Annotated in this window: 13 protein-coding genes and 1 pseudogene; 12 read left to right on the plus strand and 2 right to left on the minus strand. The window is 73.5% G+C overall.

What is annotated here, in order from left to right:
• Positions 1–832 (plus strand): FHA domain-containing protein (locus ACEQ2X_RS04460; RefSeq protein ID WP_370324574.1); only part of this gene is annotated, 832 nt, incomplete at its 5' end.
• 34 nt (positions 833–866) lie between these two features.
• A complete protein-coding gene (locus ACEQ2X_RS04465) occupies positions 867–2,153 on the plus strand; it encodes a Glu/Leu/Phe/Val dehydrogenase (protein ID WP_370324575.1) in 1,287 nt (428 codons plus the stop codon).
• Positions 2,154–2,242: 89 nt separating this feature from the next.
• On the opposite strand, the gene ACEQ2X_RS04470 is transcribed toward ACEQ2X_RS04465, so the two are convergent.
• On the minus strand, positions 2,243–3,109 hold the full coding sequence (locus ACEQ2X_RS04470; RefSeq protein WP_370324576.1) for an NAD kinase: 867 nt from the start codon (positions 3,107–3,109) through the stop codon (positions 2,243–2,245).
• A gap of 90 nt (positions 3,110–3,199) precedes the next feature.
• Between ACEQ2X_RS04470 and ACEQ2X_RS04475 the strand changes: the two genes are divergently transcribed.
• Positions 3,200–3,499 (plus strand): hypothetical protein, encoded by a 300-nt coding sequence (locus ACEQ2X_RS04475; protein ID WP_370324577.1) that lies wholly within the window; start codon positions 3,200–3,202, stop codon positions 3,497–3,499.
• 12 nt (positions 3,500–3,511) lie between these two features.
• Here the strand turns inward: ACEQ2X_RS04475 and ACEQ2X_RS04480 are convergent, their stop codons facing one another.
• Complete coding sequence (locus tag ACEQ2X_RS04480) at positions 3,512–6,943, minus strand: cell wall-binding repeat-containing protein (protein WP_370324578.1); 3,432 nt, start codon at positions 6,941–6,943, stop codon at positions 3,512–3,514.
• On the opposite strand from ACEQ2X_RS04480, the gene ACEQ2X_RS04485 reads away from it, so the two are divergent.
• The 9 genes and pseudogenes from ACEQ2X_RS04485 to ACEQ2X_RS04525 all read left to right on the plus strand — a co-directional run.
• Positions 6,942–7,226, plus strand: coding sequence for an antibiotic biosynthesis monooxygenase (locus tag ACEQ2X_RS04485; protein WP_370324579.1), 285 nt, complete (start codon positions 6,942–6,944; stop codon positions 7,224–7,226). The two genes, ACEQ2X_RS04480 and ACEQ2X_RS04485, sit on opposite strands and share 2 nt — an antisense overlap.
• Before the next feature lie 62 nt (positions 7,227–7,288).
• Positions 7,289–8,686 (plus strand): proline--tRNA ligase, encoded by a 1,398-nt coding sequence (gene proS / locus ACEQ2X_RS04490; protein WP_370324580.1) that lies wholly within the window; start codon positions 7,289–7,291, stop codon positions 8,684–8,686.
• 64 nt (positions 8,687–8,750) lie between these two features.
• Positions 8,751–10,451, plus strand: coding sequence for a cation:proton antiporter (locus tag ACEQ2X_RS04495; RefSeq protein WP_370324581.1), 1,701 nt, complete (start codon positions 8,751–8,753; stop codon positions 10,449–10,451).
• 27 nt (positions 10,452–10,478) lie between these two features.
• Complete coding sequence (locus ACEQ2X_RS04500; RefSeq protein WP_370324582.1) at positions 10,479–11,081, plus strand: DUF4446 family protein; 603 nt, start codon at positions 10,479–10,481, stop codon at positions 11,079–11,081.
• Positions 11,078–11,992: a prephenate dehydratase gene (gene pheA, locus ACEQ2X_RS04505; RefSeq protein WP_370324583.1), complete on the plus strand. Its 915-nt coding sequence runs from the start codon at positions 11,078–11,080 to the stop codon at positions 11,990–11,992. Before ACEQ2X_RS04500 ends, pheA begins: the two co-directional genes overlap by 4 nt.
• Positions 11,993–12,110: 118 nt before the next feature.
• A complete protein-coding gene (locus tag ACEQ2X_RS04510; RefSeq protein WP_370324584.1) occupies positions 12,111–13,490 on the plus strand; it encodes a murein hydrolase activator EnvC in 1,380 nt (459 codons plus the stop codon).
• Positions 13,490–14,437, plus strand: coding sequence for a mechanosensitive ion channel family protein (locus ACEQ2X_RS04515; protein ID WP_370324585.1), 948 nt, complete (start codon positions 13,490–13,492; stop codon positions 14,435–14,437). The genes ACEQ2X_RS04510 and ACEQ2X_RS04515 overlap by 1 nt, the downstream gene beginning before the upstream one ends.
• A gap of 116 nt (positions 14,438–14,553) precedes the next feature.
• Positions 14,554–16,164 carry a cell wall-binding repeat-containing protein gene (locus ACEQ2X_RS04520; protein WP_370324586.1) on the plus strand — a complete coding sequence of 537 codons (1,611 nt, stop codon included), beginning with the start codon at positions 14,554–14,556 and terminating at the stop codon, positions 16,162–16,164.
• Positions 16,165–16,205: 41 nt separating this feature from the next.
• Positions 16,206–16,488, plus strand: a pseudogene (locus ACEQ2X_RS04525) (serine--tRNA ligase); the annotation flags it as partial.

Here is a 16,488-nt window from a genome sequence, read left to right on the forward strand (position 1 = left end):
CCAACCCCAGCCCCAGCCGGCCCCACCGCCCCAGCCGGTCGCGTACGGCCAGGACGCCGGTCCGCTGCCGACCCGGACCCCACCCGGCGGCGACGGCCCCGCGCAGGGGGTCGCACCGTCCGCCCAGCCCGGGACGGAGGAGGAGCCGCCGACGCTCATCCAGCCGCCGAGCCGCGACGCCGAGCCGGTGGCCGTCGACGCCCGCCCCGAGCCGGAGGCGATGCCGGAGGAGGACGTGCCGTTCGAGTCCGTCCCCCTCCTCGACGTCGGTGCGGACGCGAAGCGCGACCCGCTGCCGGTGCTCACCGGTGACACGCCGAAGGAGGAGGTCGAGGACCCCGACGCGCCGCTCGTCTACGGCGTGCTGTCCCCGGCCGGCTACTTCAACCACCCGGACGCGCTGTACTGCGCCGTGACGGGGGTCGCGATGATCCACCGGACCCACGTGCTGGTCCAGCGCCCCCGGCCGCCGCTCGGCGTGGTCGTCGCCGACGACGGCTCGACGTTCACCCTCAACCGCGGCTACGTCGTGGGCCGCGAGCCGGAGAAGGACCCCCTGGTGGAGGGCGGCGAGGCGCTGCCCCTCAAGCTCCAGGACAACGAGCGGTCCCTGTCCCGGGTCCACGCCGAGATCCGCCTCGTCGACTGGGACGTCTACGTCGTCGACCGCGGGTCGGCCAACGGCACCTACGTCCTGCCCCGCGGTGCCCAGCAGTGGAAGCGCCTCGTGGCCGACACGCCGGAGAAGATCGAGCCGGGGACCCGGGTGGCGTTCGGGAAGCGCGTCGTGACCTACGAGTCCCACCACCAGATCAACCAGGCGGCCTCCTAGCGGGAGGGCGGCCGGACACGCGAGGAGGCGCTCGATGGCGGACCTGTTCGAGGGGGCCACCGGGATCATCGACGAGGCGCTGGCGCACGCCGACGTCTCCGCCGACACCGTCGAGCGCCTGAAGCACCCGCGCAGCGCCCTGTCGGTGTCGATCCCCGTGCGGATGGACGACGGGTCCCTTCGGACCTTCCAGGGCTACCGGGTCCGCTACAACGACGTCCGCGGACCAGCGAAGGGCGGCATCCGCTACCACCAGGACGTCACCCTCGACGAGGTCCAGACCCTCGCCTTCTGGATGACGATCAAGTGCGCGGTCGTCGACCTCCCCTACGGGGGCGGGAAGGGCGGCGTGACGGTCGACCCGAAGGCCCTCTCGATGTCCGAGCTCGAGCGCCTCAGCCGCGGGTTCATCGACGGCATCGCCGACGCGATCGGCCCCGACGTCGATGTCCCGGCGCCGGACGTCTACACCAACGCGATGATCATGGGCTGGATGATGGACCAGTACTCCATCATCAAGCGGCACCGGGTCCCCGACGTCATCACCGGCAAGCCCATCGCGCTGGGCGGGTCGCTCGGGAGGGACACCGCGACGGCGGACGGCGGGTTCTTCGTCACCGAGACGCTCGCCCCGAAGGTGCTCGACACCGGCGGACGGCGCACCGCCGCGGTGCAGGGCTTCGGCAACGCCGGGATGGTGATGGCCGAGCTCCTCCACGCCGCCGGCTACACCGTCGTCGCGGTCAGCGACTCCCAGGGCGGCGTGCACACCGAGGAGGGGCTCCACATCCCGTCGGTGGCCAAGGTCAAGCGGGAGTCGCGGGCCCTCAAGGGCGTCTACTGCGAGGGCAGCGTCTGCGAGGCCGTCGACCACGACGTGATCAGCAACGACGAGCTCCTCGCGCTCGACGTCGACCTGCTGGTGCCGGCCGCGCTCGAGAACGCCATCACGATCGACACCGTCGACGACGTGAAGGCGAGGATGATCGTGGAGCTGGCGAACGGCCCGATCACCCCCGAGGCGGACGCCGCGCTGTTCGAGCGCGGGGTCGTCGTCGTCCCGGACGTGCTCGCCAACGCGGGCGGCGTCACCGTGTCCTACTTCGAGTGGGTCCAGAACCGCCAGGGCTTCGCATGGACCGCAGAGGAGGTCCGCACCCGCCTCGAGTCCCGCATGACCACCGAGGCCCGTCGCCTGTGGGACTTCGCCACCGAGCGCGACATCTCCCTCCGCGTCGCGGCCTACGCCCAGGCGCTGAGCCGCATCGGCGAGGCCGTCGACGCCACCGGCCACGCCGAGACCTTCCAGTCGGCCGGCTGACCGCGCGAGCAGGACCTCAGATCTGAGGGGTTGGACCGCCGACGGAGCTGAGACCCAGATCTGCGTGTTGGGCCGGGCCCGCGGCGGGCTCAGCCGAAGCTGAACTGCTCGGTGAGGATGCGCTCCTCGAGGTTGTGGTCGGCGTCGAAGAGCATGCGGACCGATTGGGTCGGGTCCTCGGCGATCTCGACGTCGACGACGTCTCGTGCCTCGACGTGGTCGGCCACGGCGCTGACCGGGCGCTTCCACCGCTCGGCGACCTCGACCCGGACCGTCGCGCTCGACGGGAGCAGCGCGCCACGCCAGCGCCGTGGCCGGAACGCGCTGATCGGGGTCATCGCGAGGAGCGGCGACCCGATCGGGATGATCGGTCCGTGCGCCGACAGGTTGTAGGCCGTGGAACCCGCCGCGGTCGAGACGATGATCCCGTCGCACACCAGCTGGTCCATCCGCTCGCGCCCGTTGATGATCAGGCGCAGCTTCGCGGCCTGGCGCTCCTGTCGGAGCATCGACACCTCGTTGAACGCGACCGCCTCGAGGCGGACCCCGCCGTCGCAGTTCGCGATCATGCGCAGCGGCCGCAGGACCTGCTCCTCGGCGTCGGCGAGCCGGTCCGTCAGGCCGTCCGGGCTGAACCGGTTCATCAGGAACCCCACCGTCCCGCGGTTCATCCCGAACAGCGGGGTGCCGAGGGCCATGTACCGGTGCATCGACTCGAGCATGAAGCCGTCACCGCCGAGGGTGACGATGACCTCCGCCTCGTCCGGGGAGTGGTTGCCGTAGCGGTCGGTCAGCTCCCGCAGCGAGCTCTGGGCCGTCGGGCTGCTCGACGCGACGAAGGCCACGCGCGAGGGCACGGACCGGGCCGGCGCGGCAGCGGCCCCCTCGTCCCGGCGGTCGGGGTCGGGATCCATCGACGCCCGTGCGGGGAACGGGTAGTCAGGGGTGGGAGCCACACCGCCCAGCCTGCCAGAAACCCGACCGCTGCTCGCACTAGGATCCACCTGCACGCCGCCGGACGCCCGGCCGGCGGGGAAGGGGATCGGGTGGCTGACCCACTCCAATCGAGGGACATGATCGCCGGCGGTCTCGGCCTGCTGGCGCTGGCCCTCGGCGGCGGCGCGGTCCTCGGGGTCCTGCGCCCCGCCGACGACGGCATCGCCGGCAACGTCCCGGTGCTCGCCCTGGTCGGCACCCTGATCGGGGTGGTCGCCCTCTACGTGGGCCGGACCCGCGGGATCGGTCGCCGGGTGGCGATCGCGGGCACCGGCGTCGCGCTCATCGGCCTGACCCTCTTCGGCGGCACGGTGGCCCTGGACGCCCTCCTCGAGGCGGCCAACTCCTGACCGCAGGGGGGTCTACCCAGGTCCGGCGTTGCCGCAGAACGCCTGCGCGCACAGCTCGAGGCGTTGCCAGGTGCCCTGCTCGGCCAGGTCGTCGAGGCGGTGGCGGACGGTCAGCGTCGACCCCGAGAGCGACCACCCGCCCTCGGCGAGCGGCCCGGCCGGCACCTCGTGCCAGCGGCCCCACCCGTCGTAGACGTGGGCGGTCGGGAACGGCCAGGGGATCTGGAGGTCGACGTACCCCTCGACCTGCCCGTAGAGGATCACCTCGAGGCGTCCGCTGTGGGCCGCGGCGCTCGACACCGCGTAGGTGCGGTCCAAGAGCACGTCGCCCGATGCCTCGTCGGCCCAGCGGGGCCCGTCGAGGGGTGCGCTGACCCCGTCGTCGCGGCGCAGCGTGACCGCGCCGGGATCACCGCCCTGGTCGGCGAGCCGCAGCCACACCCGGTCGTAGCCGGTCGGGCAGGTGCGGGCCCGCAGGTCCTCACGCCAGGCGCAGGACGCGTCGTGCATCAGCGGGTGGTTCGAGGCGAGCAGCGCCGGGGCGCCGGAGATCGAGCCGTCGACGTCGCGGATGGCAGCGGCCCGCAGGTCGGGCGTCCCGTCCTCGCCCGGCTGGTCGACGACCTGCAACCTGGCGGCGTTGACGAAGGTGGCGCCCGTGACCTCCGACACGACGTTGTGCTCGTCGGCGATGTACTCCATCGCCAGGCGCGGCCGCTGCCAGCTGTGCTGGCGGGCCGCGTAGTTCACGAACGTGGGCCGGACGATGTCGCTCCGCTCGTGGTAGAAGCCCACGCCGGTCTTGCGCCACGGAGCATCGCCCGCCGCGTTCGTGGTGTCGCCGACGACGGTCGCGTCGACCAGCCGGCCGGGGGTGCCGAGGAACCCGATCGAGTTCTCGGCGAGCACCGACCCGCGCAGCTCGGTCCCCTCGATCCAGGCGCCGAACCCGCGGGACTTCCAGACGTGGTTGCGGTGCATGACCGCGGGGCCGGGCGGGCGGTACTGCTCGACGAAGATGCCGACGCCCTCCTTCCACCCCTCCCCCGACAGGGTGTGGGCGACGTTGTCGTCGAAGGTGCCGAAGGGCAGACGTCGGATGTCGAGCTCGCGGCCGGCCGACAGGCCCGTCGGCGCCTCGGGCAGGTCGTACCAGAACCCGTGCCCCTCCGACCCCGCGGCGGCGTTGCGGGCGAGGTGGTTGGTCGGGTTGGTGATCCAGAACGTCGCGGGCGTCTGGTCGGACTCGAGCAGCGCCATGCCTTCGTCGGGCCGGCGGGTCGACAGGCCGAGGTTGCAGTACAGCGTGTTGCCGGTCTCGACGCCGTCCTCGAAGAAGTAGCAGTGCCCGAGGGACTCGTACCCGACCGTGTCCTGCATGTGGACGTAGTCGCTGCCGTGGAAGGTGACGCACCGGTTGAAGGTGTGGTGCACCGAGGCGCCACGGACGTACGAGCCGCTCGCGTTGCCCATCATGTGGAAGTGGACGGGGTACCGGGCCAGCTCGCCGGCCTGGCCGAGGCCGGTGAACTCCGCGCCGCTGATCTGGGCGCGGGACCCGCGGAAGACCATGACGTGCCCGCCGCGCTGCGCCGCGCGCGCCTCGGGGGTGGAGGTCACGACGACGTTGCGGGTCAGGTTGCCGACCTCGGCGTGCTGGGCGACCTCGGTCCCCGCCAGCACGTCGGTCTGGCCCCAGTGGGTGTGGGTGAGGGGCTGGTCGAGGGTCACGCGAGCGCCGTCGACGCCGGTGACCGTCCGCTCCTCGGCCTGGTCCACGTCGGTGCTGGTCGAGGCCACGACGATGCGGTCGCCGACCCGCCAGCCGGGGGCCTCGGCGAGCTGCAGCTGGGTGGTGCCGGCCGGGGCGGTCGCCGCGAGGCGGGTCCAGGTGCGGGCCGGGGTCACGCCGTGGATGTCGAGGGTGCCGCCGCGGACGGCGATCGGGCCCTCGCCGGCGTGCTCGATCCCGGCACCCGGCTGGGGATCGAGGACGACGGTGACCCGCCGGGTGAGGGGCCGCTCACGTGTGCCGAGGGCCAGGTGGCCGGTGACCAGGATCCACTGGACCTCGACGGTCATGTCGATGTCGGCGGCGACGAGCGTCCCCCGCACGTCGATGCCGCGCAGCGCCGGCGGGTCGACGTCGAGCAGCACGGCGGTGTCGGCGGGGATGGCGACGACCTCGCCGGCCTGCGGCACCCGGCCGCCCCAGGTGGCGGGATCGGACCAGGGGACGGCGGCGCTGATCGGGGGCGCGTCGTTGTCGGCGGGCACCGCCGTGGGTCGCTGGTCCGCGCCGGGGATCTCCCCGTGGTCCGGCTGCGGCGTCGCCTGGCGGATCTCACCGGTGGTGACGGTGTGGGCGACGTCCTCGGACAGGACCGCGGTGCCGCCGACCAGGTGGGCGGTCGGGGTGGTGGGCCGGTGGGCGTCCAGGAAGGCGCGGGTGGCGGGCGCGTGCTCGAGGGAGGCGGGGTCGCTCAGGACCAACACGCCGCCGGCGCGGGCGGCCGCGGGACCGGCGACCAGCGCGTCAGGCCAGCCGCGGCCGGACGCGACCCACACCTCAGGGGCAGGCCCCGCGGCGTCGAGGCCCCGGGAGGCGACGGCGACGGCGGTGTCGTAGCGGCCGTCCCCGGCGACGCGGTCGACGGTCCCGACGCGCGGGTCGACGTCCGCGACGACGGCGTCGGTGACGGCCGCGGGGCCGCCGACGACGGTCACCGCGGCGAGGTCGAGCTCGTCGATCAGGTCGCGCGTGGGGTCCGGCAGGGCGCCGGCGGTCGTCATGAGGACCGGGATCTGCTCTCGCGCCGCCCAGGCCGAGGCGGCCAGCGCGTCGGGCCAGCCGCGGGCCGGGTCGGCGTGGGCGCCCTCCACCCGCAGGGCGCGGTCGGCGCCGGTCTGCTCGGCGACCGCGCGGGCGATGGCCGCGTATGTGGCCCACTCGTCGGCGCCGGCGATGCGGACGACGTCCAGACCGTCCGCGGCGAGGTCGTCGGCCACGCCCTCGGCGATCCCGCCGAGCACCGTGACCGTCTCCGCGTCGAGGCGGGCGATCTCCTCGGCCACGCCCTGCTCGAGGGTCGTCGGGGCGGTCAGCAGCACGGGCGCGTCCAGCACCGCCGCCAGGGGGGCAGCCGCCAGGGCGTCGCCGTAGGCGTCGGCGCGCGCCAGCACCACGGCGTCGGCGCCGTCCGGGTGGGGGTGGCGGGACACCTCCACCGCCGTGGCCGTGCGCGTCGCACCCGCGTGGCGGGTCACGGCCAGGCCCCCGGCCTGGGCGGTCGCGGGGAGGGAGGGGAGGGTCGCGAGGAGGACCGCGGTGCAGAGCGCCAGCCCGACGATGCGGTGGCGCGCGGAGGAGGACGTCACCTCGGAGCTGTCGGCACCGGCCCGCAGGGCCTTGAGCGGATGGTGCGGCGCTAGGCTGCAGGACATGGTCCTCGAAGTTGCCCTCATCGACGTCACCGCCGGGTCCGAGCAGGCGTTCCGCGACGCCTACGCCGAGGCCGTCGAGGTGATCGGCGCGGCGGACGGCGTCGGCGCGATCCGCATGACCCAGGGCATCGAGACCCCGACCCGCTTCGTCCTGCTGGTCGAGTGGGACTCCGTCGAGGCGCACGAGGCGTTCCGCGCCGGCGACGGCTTCGGGCGCTGGCGCGCCCTCATCGGCCCGCACTTCGCCGGCCCGCCCCACGTCGAGCACTTCGCCGACGTCTAGGGGTCGACGTCTGGGCGTCGGCCCGGCCGTCGCATCGACGGGCGCCCGTAGACTCGTCCGCCATGGCTGCCAAGAGAGTGCTGACGCCCCAGTCGGAGGACTTCCCCCGCTGGTACCAGGACGTCGTCGCGAAGGCCGACCTGGCCGAGGGAGGGGCGACCCGCGGGACGATGGTGATGAAGCCCTGGGGCAACGCCCTGTGGGAGCGCATCCGCGACGAGGTCGACCGGCGCATCAAGGCGACGGGGCACGAGAACGTCCAGTTCCCGATGTTCATCCCCTACAGCTTCCTCGAGAAGGAGGCCGAGCACGTCGAGGGGTTCAGCCCCGAGCTCGCGCTGGTGACCCACGCCGGCGGTGAGGAGCTGGCTGAGCCGCTCGTCGTCCGCCCGACCTCGGAGACCCTCTTCGGCGACGCCATGTCCCGCTGGGTGCAGGGCCACCGGGACCTGCCCCTCCTCCTCAACCAGTGGGCCAACGTGGTCCGCTGGGAGCTGCGCCCGCGCATCTTCCTGCGGACGACGGAGTTCTACTGGCAGGAGGGCCACACCGCCCACGCCACCTTCGACGAGGCGCAGGCCGAGGCGCTGACCGTCCACCGCCGGGTCTACCTCGAGACCATCCGCGACTGCCTCGCGATCGACGTGGTCAGCGGGCTGAAGACGAAGCGCGAGACCTTCGCCGGCGCGGACCTCACCTACACCCACGAGGGCCTGATGCGCGACGGCAAGGCCCTGCAGATGGCCACGAGCCACAACCTCGGCCAGCACTTCGCCAAGGGCTTCGACATCACGTTCACCGATGCGGAGAACACCGTCCAGCACGCCTGGACCACCTCGTGGGGCCTGTCGAGCCGCACCGTCGGCGGGCTCATCATGAGCCACGGCGACGACGCGGGCCTGCGCCTGCCGCCGGTGATCGCCCCCCGCCAGGTCGTCGTCATGGCGGTCAAGGAGGACGTGGTCGACGTCTGCGACGACCTCGACCACCGGCTGCTGCGCGCCGGCGTCCGCAGCCACCTGGACCGCCGGACCGACAGCTCCTTCGGCCGTCGCGCCGTCGAGTGGGAGCTGAAGGGCGTGCCCATCCGCCTCGAGCTCGGCCCCCGCGACCTGGCCGAGGGGGTCGTGACCCTCGCCCGCCGCGACACGGGGGAGAAGGAGGCCGTGCCCCTCGAGTCCGTCGTCGACCGGGTCGTCGACCTGCTCGTCGAGATCCAGGCCGACCTGCTGGAGGAGTCCCGCCGCCATCGCGAGACCTCCACCACGGACGTGGGCTCCGTCGCTGAGATCGACGGCAACGGGTTGTTCCGCATGGCCTGGGCCGACCTGGGAGAAGCTGGGGAGGACGCGCTCGCCGAGCGCGGCTACTCCGTCCGCTGCCTGGTGGGACCCGACGGGGAGCTGCCGGGCTCACGGGACGACGACGGGCTCACCGCCTACATCGCGAAGGCGTACTAGCCGGCGACGGCGGCCCACCGCCCCGCAGGCGCCGCCCCCGCACGCCACCGACTGGACCTCCCTCGTGGACCTCTCCCTCCTGATCATCGCCGGCCTCGGCCTCGTGGCGATCGTCGTCGGGAACCTCTTCAAGCGCTTCGTGCCCGAGATCGTGGTCTTCCTCGCCCTCGGCGTCGCCATCGGGCCCGAGGGCCTGAACCTGATCAACGACACGAACCTCGCGTCCCTCGAGCTGCTGACCCAGGTCGCCCTCGGGGCGGTGATCTTCCTGATCGGCGATCGCCTGCGCATCGACGACCTGCGCGAGCAGCGGTTCCGCCTGGTCCCGATGAACCTCGGCCAGCTCGTCCTCACCGGCGTGGCGGTGTTCTTCGCGGTGCAGCTGGCGGGGGCCTCGTCCTCGACCGCGCTGCTGCTGGCGCTGATCGCCACCGAGACCGGCGTCCTCACGGTCAGCGCCACGGTCCGGGAGGAGCGCTCCACCGGGCCGACGACGAACCTGCTGCTCAGCTCGGTCGGCGTCACGAACGTGGCGACCGCGGTGCTCTTCGGCTTCAGCCTGCCGTTCATCCTGGCCACGTCGGGCGAGGCGACCCCGCAGCAGACGGCCCTGGTGTTCGGGGAGCTGATCGTGCTGTCGACGATCATCGGCTTCGCCGGCGGGTGGGTGCTCAAGACCTTCAGCCGCTCGATCGAGTCGAGCGGCGAGCTGCTCCTCTTCCTCATCGTCATCCTGACCGCGATCGTGGGGGCGGCCCTCGCGGTCGAGGGATCCGTCGTCATCTCGACCCTGATCGCCGGCCTGTACGTCGCGAACAGCGCCCCGTGGCTGGCCGACCGGCTCTTCGCGACCGTGCGGACCCTCGAGGCGCCGATCTACCTGATCTTCTTCGTGGTGGCCGGGGCGGGCATCCACCTCGAGGAGCTGGCCCAGGTCGGGATCATCGGCGTGGCCTACGCCGGCGCCCGCGCGGCGGGCAAGATCGCGGGGGCGACGCTCGGCGGGCTGGTCGGGCGCAACGCCGGGGAGGGGTTCCGCCTGGGGATGTCCCTGCTGCCCCACGCCGGCATGGCGATCGCGCTCGTCGCCCTGGTGGTCGAGCAGGCGCCCGAGCTCGGCCCGACCGTCTCGGGGGTGGTGCTCGGCTCGATCGTGGTCTTCGAGCTGGGCGGTCCGATCTTCGTGCGGCGCGCCATCCGCGCGTCGGGCGAGGCAGGCCGGGCGGACGACACCCGCGCGGGCGTGGAGGTCATCCCCGAGGTCCTGTCCCACCGGTCGTTCAACCGGGTCCTGGTGCCGATGGGGTCGATCGACGTCGTGCTGCCGCGGCTGCCGTTCCTCCTCGACCTCGTCGGCACGATGCGCGCCAGCCTGATCGCGGTCCACATCTCCCGGCCCGGGGCGGTCGAGGAGGGGACCGAGCCGGAGGTGCTCGGGCTGGTCGAGGAGGTCGCCCGGGAGCGCAACATCGAGGTGACGAAGGTGCACAAGGTCTCGGAGTCCGTCGCCCAGTCCCTCGTCGCGGCGGTGCGGGACCACGAGGCGCAGCTGGTCGTGATGGGCGAGCCGGCGCGCACGTCGCTGCTCGAGCCGAGCCGCTGGGGGATGATCTCCCAGCGCGTCGTCCGCGACGTCGACGTGCCGGTCCTCGTCTATCCCGTCGACCCGTCCAACCCCGAGAAGGTGCCGTCGGTCTACCTGCGCCGGACCGGCGGGGACCGCACCGGCGAACGCCGCGGCGACCAGCCGGACGCCAACGTCTGAGCGGTCCGTGCCTAGACTCGGGGCGTCATGGAACTCAGCCCCGGTGTGGTCGGCGTCCTCCTGGTCGTCTCCATCCTGCTGTCGATCGGTGCGATCGCGGCAGGGGTGATGGCCATCCAGGGGGAGCGCCGCGTCAGGGCCACGTACAGCCGGTTCGCCCGGGGACGACGCGAGGACGTCGTCACCCTCCTCGAGATGCACCTCGAGGAGATCAAGGCCCTGCAGCAGGAGGTCCGCCGCCAGCAGGCGTACGCCCGGCAGCTCCGCTCCCTCCTGGCGCGCAGCCTCAGCCGCATCGGGACCGTGCGCTACGACGCCTTCGACGACATGGGCGGGCGGCTGTCGTTCTCGATCGCGCTGCTCGACGAGCACGGCGACGGCAGCGTCATCACCGCGATGAACGGCCGCGTCCAGACCCGCACGTACGCGAAGCCGGTGACCGGTGGGACGTCCAGCCACAACCTCTCCGAGGAGGAGGTGCAGGCCATCGCCCAGGCGATGGAGTCCGGGACCGTCCGCGCCGCCGAGGCGGTCCGCGGGCTGCCGGGTCCGGAGGCCGAGGGGCCGCCGGACGAACCGGTCGGGTCGGCCGCCGGCGCGGAGCCCCAGGACGCGGGACGGCCGGCGTGACGGTCGCGTTCCTCGGCCCCGAGGGGACCTTCACGGCGGCCGCGGCCGACCGGGCCGCGCCCGGGCACGAGCGGCTCCCGCTGACGACCATCCCCGACGTCGTCGACCTGGTGCGCGACGGCACCGCCGACGTCGGCGTCGTGCCGATCGAGAACAGCATCGAGGGGGCGGTGAACCTGACCCTCGACACGCTCGCGTTCGGTGAGCCGGGGGTCTACATCCGCGGCGAGGTCGAGGTCCCGATCTCGATGAACCTGCTGGTGCGCCCCGGGACCTCACTGGACGCGGTCAAGGAGGTCCGGTCCCACCCGATGGCGATCCCCCAGTGCCGGGTGTGGCTGTCGGCGAACCTGTCCGGGGTCCAGCTGTCCACGACCGCGTCGACCGCCGCCGCCGCGGAGGAGGTGGTCGACGGCGACGGGACCGTCGCCGCCCTGGGGACCACCGCGGCCGCCGAGCGCTTCGGGCTCGAGGTGCTCGCCGCCGACATCCACGACCGGGACGGCAACACCACCCGGTTCGTCACCCTCGGCCGGCGCATGCCGGGGCCGACGGGGGCGGACAAGACCTCCCTGGTCGTGTTCTTCGGCGCCGACCGCCCGGGCCAGCTGATGCGGGTCCTCGACGAGTTCGCCCTCCGCGGCATCAACCTCACCAAGATCGAGTCGCGGCCGACGAAGACCCAGCTCGGCGAGTACTGCATCTTCATCGACGCCTCCGGACACGTGACCGAGGCGCGCATGGCCGAGGCCCTCCGGTCGGTGCACCGCCACGTCGCCGAGGTCCGGATCCTCGGGACCTACCCGCGGGCCGACGGGCTCACCGCCCACGCGGCCGGTGCGGACTCCGAGGACGCATACGCCGACGCCAGCCTCTGGTTCCGCCGGCTGCTCGACCGCATCGACACCTGAGCGCGGAGGACCCTGCCTCCTCGGGCAGTTGCCCGCCGTGCGCGGGCCGGGCACGCTGTGGTCCGACATGCGCGTGAGTTCAGGTGCCCTGCGGTGCCGACTTCCCCGGCTCACCGCGGTGGCGACCGCACTCCTGGTGGTCGGCCTGCTGGTGCCGTCGGCGGTCGGCACGCCGGCGCGCGCCCAGTCCTCCGACGACCTCGCCCAAGCCGCTCCGGCCTCCGGCCTGAGCGGCTTGCCCCCCGGCCGGTCCGTCGCCACGTCTTCGACGGAGCTCCGGGCCGAGCAGCAGGAGGCGGAGGAGGCCCTCCAGGATGCGCGGGAGTCCCAGGCGGGGATCGCCTCGGAGCTCGAGGACGCCGTCCAGGACCGCGAGGCGGTGGAGACCGACCTGGCGGAGGCCACCGCGGCCGTCGACGCGATCCTGACCGACATCGACGCCGTCGAGGCCGAGCAGGCCGCCCTCCGCGGGGAGGTCGACCGGCTCGAGGGGGTCGTCGCCGAGGTCCGGGCCTCGCTCGGCGCGCAGATCCGCTCCCTCTACATCCAGGGAGCGGCCGACGACGTGGTGCTCGCCTTCGACTCCGACGTCGTCGCCGAGATCGGCACCCGGTCGCACTACCTGACCGCGCTGTCGCGCGCCGACCGCGGCCGGATCGAGCAGCTCGACGTCGTGACCCGCCAGCTCGCCGGCCGCCAGGAGGAGCTGGTCGCCGTCGACGAGCGCCTGGCCGGGCTCCGCGAGGAGGCCGAGTCCCGCCAGGCCGAGCTGGACCGGCAGCTGTTCATCGCCGCGGGCGTCGAGGAGGGCGTCGCGGCGGAGCTCGCCCAGGCCGAGGCCGAGGCCCGCGAGCTGGCGGCGGCCGCCGAGGAGGCGGAGCGCCGCGCGGAGGCCGCCGAGGAGGCGGAGCGGCAGGCGGCCCTGGCCGCGGCCGAGGAGGCGCGCCGCCAGGCGGAGGCCGCGGCAGCGGCCGCAGCCGCGGCGACGGCGGACGCGCGGGAGCAGGTGGCCGCCGACGGCGGCGGCTCCTCGGGCGGCGGATCGTCCGGCGGCGGGTCGTCCGGCGGGGGAGGCGGTGGGGCCAGCGCACCGGTGGCCAGCTCCGGCATGGCCTGCCCGCAGGACAACCCGCGGTCGTTCACCGACACCTGGGGCGCGCCCCGGTCCGGCGGGCGCAGCCACCAGGGGACCGACATCTTCGGCGCCCGCGGCGGCAACGTGTTCGCCATCACGAGCGGCACGGTGACGCGCACGACCAGCGGCGGGATCTCGGGGCTGTTCCTGACCCTCCGCGGGGACGACGGGCACGACTACTGGTACATCCACCTGCAGGACTTCGTCGCCCGCCAGGGCCAGCGGGTCAGCGCGGGCGAGCTGATCGCCCACAACGGTGACACGGGCAACGCGCGGGGTACGACTCCGCACATCCACTTCGAGTACCACCCCGGTGGCGGAGGTCCCGTGAACCCGTACCCGCTCCTCGCGAGCATCTGCTGATGCGGCTGGCGCAGTCCCCGGTCGCAACCGAAGAGCTCGAGATCGACCTCGAGAGCGCGCCGACCAGCGCGGGCGAGGCCCTGGACGTCGTCGGCGATCAGCTCGGCGACATCTGGCGCGGCATCCTCGAGAGCCTCCCCATCATCGTCATCGGCGTCATCGTCCTGGTGATCGCCCTGGTCGTGGCGCTCGCCGTGGCCCGGACGGTCCGCCGGGGCCTCGACCGGGCGCGGATGGACCGGAGCGTGGCGAACCTGCTGGCCCGCATGGCCCGGCTCGTCCTGATCATCACCGCGGTGCTGTTCAGCCTGTCCGTCGTCGGGGTCTCGGTCACCAGCGTCGTCGCCCTCCTGGCCGTCGCCGGGATCGCTGTCGGGCTCGCGGTCCAGGGCATCCTCGAGAACTTCATCGCCGGGGTCATCCTGCTGATGCGGAAGCCCTTCAGGACCGGGGATCAGATCATCACCGGCGACTACGAGGGGACCGTCGACGACATCGACTTCCGGGTCACGAGGCTGGTCGGCTACGACGGCACCGTGAACCTGATCCCGAACGGGCAGGTCTACGGCAACCCGATCGTCAACCTGACCACGCGGGGCACGCGGCGCACGACGGTCACCGTCGGGGTCGACTACCGCGACGACCACGACCGCGCGCGGGACGTCATCGCGGGGGCGCTGGCCGACGTCGACGGCGTGCTCGCGGAGCCGCCCAGCGAGGTGCTGCTGACCGCGCTCGCCGACTCGAGCGTCAACTTCGAGCTGCGGTACTGGACCCGGCCCGACATCCGCAGCGTCCGCCACACCCAGGACCGGGTCCTGTCCGCGGTCAAGCGGGCGATCGAGGACGCCGGCATGACCATCCCGTGGCCGATCCGGACGCTGGTGGTCGACCCGGACAGCCACATCGCGCTCCGCGACCACGGGCGCGCCGGTTCGAGCGGCTGACTAGTCCTCACGAGCTACCGGGAACCACCAACTCGGGTGGTACCCGAGCGGCCGGAGGCGTGTGAGATTGCGTACGACCTGCACGCAGTCACCTCACCCCCCGGAGAGCCGCACCCATGCTCCCTCGCCTGCTGGCCCGCGCCGCGCTGTCCTCGCTCCTCGTCCTCAGCCTCGTGCTGACCGCCGCGCCCGCGTCGGCGCAGACCACCGACGTGGTGGAGGGGTTGATCGACCAGCTCGACGAGGTGGAGGGGCTCGCGCCGCTCGACCCCGTCCTGGGGCCGGTCAGCGACCTGGTGCTCGGCCTGACGAACCAGATCGACGACGTGCTCAGCGACGTCCCCCTGGTCAACACCCTTGCCCTCCGCGGTGAGGACGTCGTCGATGCCGGGATCGCGTTCAGCCAGGCGACGTTCCCCGACGGGGCGGGGACGGCGATCCTCAGCCGCGAGGACCTCTTCGCGGACGCGTTCGCCTCCGGTGCGTTCCAGGGCCGTTTCGCCGCGCCCCTCCTGTTCACCGAGCCCGACGACCTCGACCCCAGGACCGGCAACGAGCTGGTGCGCCTGGGCATGGACGCCGTCACGATCCTCGGCGGCGAGGACGCCCTCGACCCGTTCGTCGTCAGCCGGCTCGAGCTCGCGGGCCTCGAGGTCATCCGCGTCGGCGGGCCGACCCGCGTCGAAACCGCGGTGGAGGCCGCCGAGGTGACCCACCCCGACGCCGACCACGCCGTGCTGGTGCGCGCCTACCCCGACGCCGGGCAGCCGGACAGCCAGGCGTACGCCGACCTCCTCGCCGCCGGCCCGTACGCGGCGGAGAACGGCTGGCCGATCCTGATGACCACGTCGGACGCGCTGCACCCGGCCGTCGCCGAGCACCTCGAGGGCTACGACGCGGTCACGATCGTCGGCGGCACCGGCGCGGTCGGCCAGGACGTCGAGGACGCCCTCACCGCGACCGGCATCGACGTGGACCGGGTGGCGGGGGACAACCGCTTCGCGACCGCCGTCGCGATCGCGGAGGCCCGCGGGTTCGACAACGCCGCCGCCGCTGACCAGCTGATCATCGCCGAGCAGGGCGGGCGTGACGACGTGTGGGCGCCGGGCTTCGCCTCCACCGCCTACGGCGAGCAGAACGACGCGCCGGTCCTCCTGAGCGACGGGCCGTCGATCCCCACCGAGACCATGGCGTTCCTCGCCGACGGCCTCGAGGCGAACCTCCTCGACGGCGGCCCGGCGGTGATCTGCGCCCCGTTCGTCGACCTCGTCGCCTGCCAGGTCGTCGGCGCCCTGATGACCCTGAACCTGGGGCTGGTCGCCGACCTGGTCGGCACCCTCGATGACATCCCGGCTCTCGGCGACCTCATCGCCGCCCTCGGCCTCGGCGGCCTGCTCGAGGGCGGGCTCGGCAACGTCGTCGAGCTGCTCGAGGGCGCGGGGCTGGGTGACGACCAGATCGCGGGCGTCCTCGGCGCGATCGCGGAGGGCGACGTCGAGCAGGTCACCGGCCTCCTCGAGGGCCTCGCGGACGGGTCCGGCCTGCCCCTCGAGGATCTGCTCGGGGGGATCACCGGCGACCTCCCGCTGACCGACGTCCTCGACGACCTGCTCGGCGGGCTCGGCGGTGGTGACGGCGACGGCGGGGGCGACGGTGGCGTCGACCTGGGCGACATCGTCGACGACCTGCTCGGGGGCCTGGGCGGCGCGGGGCTGCTCGGGACCTGATCGGCTGGTGCCCGGCGGGGCACCGGCTACCCTCACGCGCGATGATCGACATCAAGGCCCTCCGCGCTGATCCCGACGCCCTCCGCGGGCCGCTCGCCCGCCGCGGGGTCCCCGGCACCACGATCGACGAGCTGCTGGCCATCGACGAGCGCCGCCGGGCGCTGATGACCGAGGCGCAGGAGCTGCGCGCGGCCCAGAAGCAGTTCGGCAAGCGGATCGGGCAGGCGTCGGCGGAGGAGCGGCCTGGGCTGAGCGCCGAGTCGAAGACCTTCAGCGCCCGGATCGCCGCGCTCGAGTCCGATCAGGAGCGCCTCGACGCCGAGC

Origin of the sequence: Euzebya sp. (assembly GCF_964222135.1) — a bacterium.
GTDB lineage: Bacteria > Actinomycetota > Nitriliruptoria > Euzebyales > Euzebyaceae > Euzebya.

What these genes read in the sequence shown, in the direction of transcription:
- ACEQ2X_RS04465 (WP_370324575.1), top strand. Translation starts at nt 867, where the DNA reads ATGGCGGACCTGTTCGAGGGGGCCACCGGGATCATCGACGAGGCGCTG.
- ACEQ2X_RS04485 (WP_370324579.1), top strand. Translation starts at nt 6,942, where the DNA reads ATGGTCCTCGAAGTTGCCCTCATCGACGTCACCGCCGGGTCCGAGCAG.
- ACEQ2X_RS04480 (WP_370324578.1), bottom strand. Translation starts at nt 6,943, where the DNA reads ATGTCCTGCAGCCTAGCGCCGCACCATCCGCTCAAGGCCCTGCGGGCC.
- proS (WP_370324580.1), top strand. Translation starts at nt 7,289, where the DNA reads ATGGCTGCCAAGAGAGTGCTGACGCCCCAGTCGGAGGACTTCCCCCGC.
- ACEQ2X_RS04500 (WP_370324582.1), top strand. Translation starts at nt 10,479, where the DNA reads ATGGAACTCAGCCCCGGTGTGGTCGGCGTCCTCCTGGTCGTCTCCATC.
- ACEQ2X_RS04515 (WP_370324585.1), top strand. Translation starts at nt 13,490, where the DNA reads ATGCGGCTGGCGCAGTCCCCGGTCGCAACCGAAGAGCTCGAGATCGAC.
- ACEQ2X_RS04520 (WP_370324586.1), top strand. Translation starts at nt 14,554, where the DNA reads ATGCTCCCTCGCCTGCTGGCCCGCGCCGCGCTGTCCTCGCTCCTCGTC.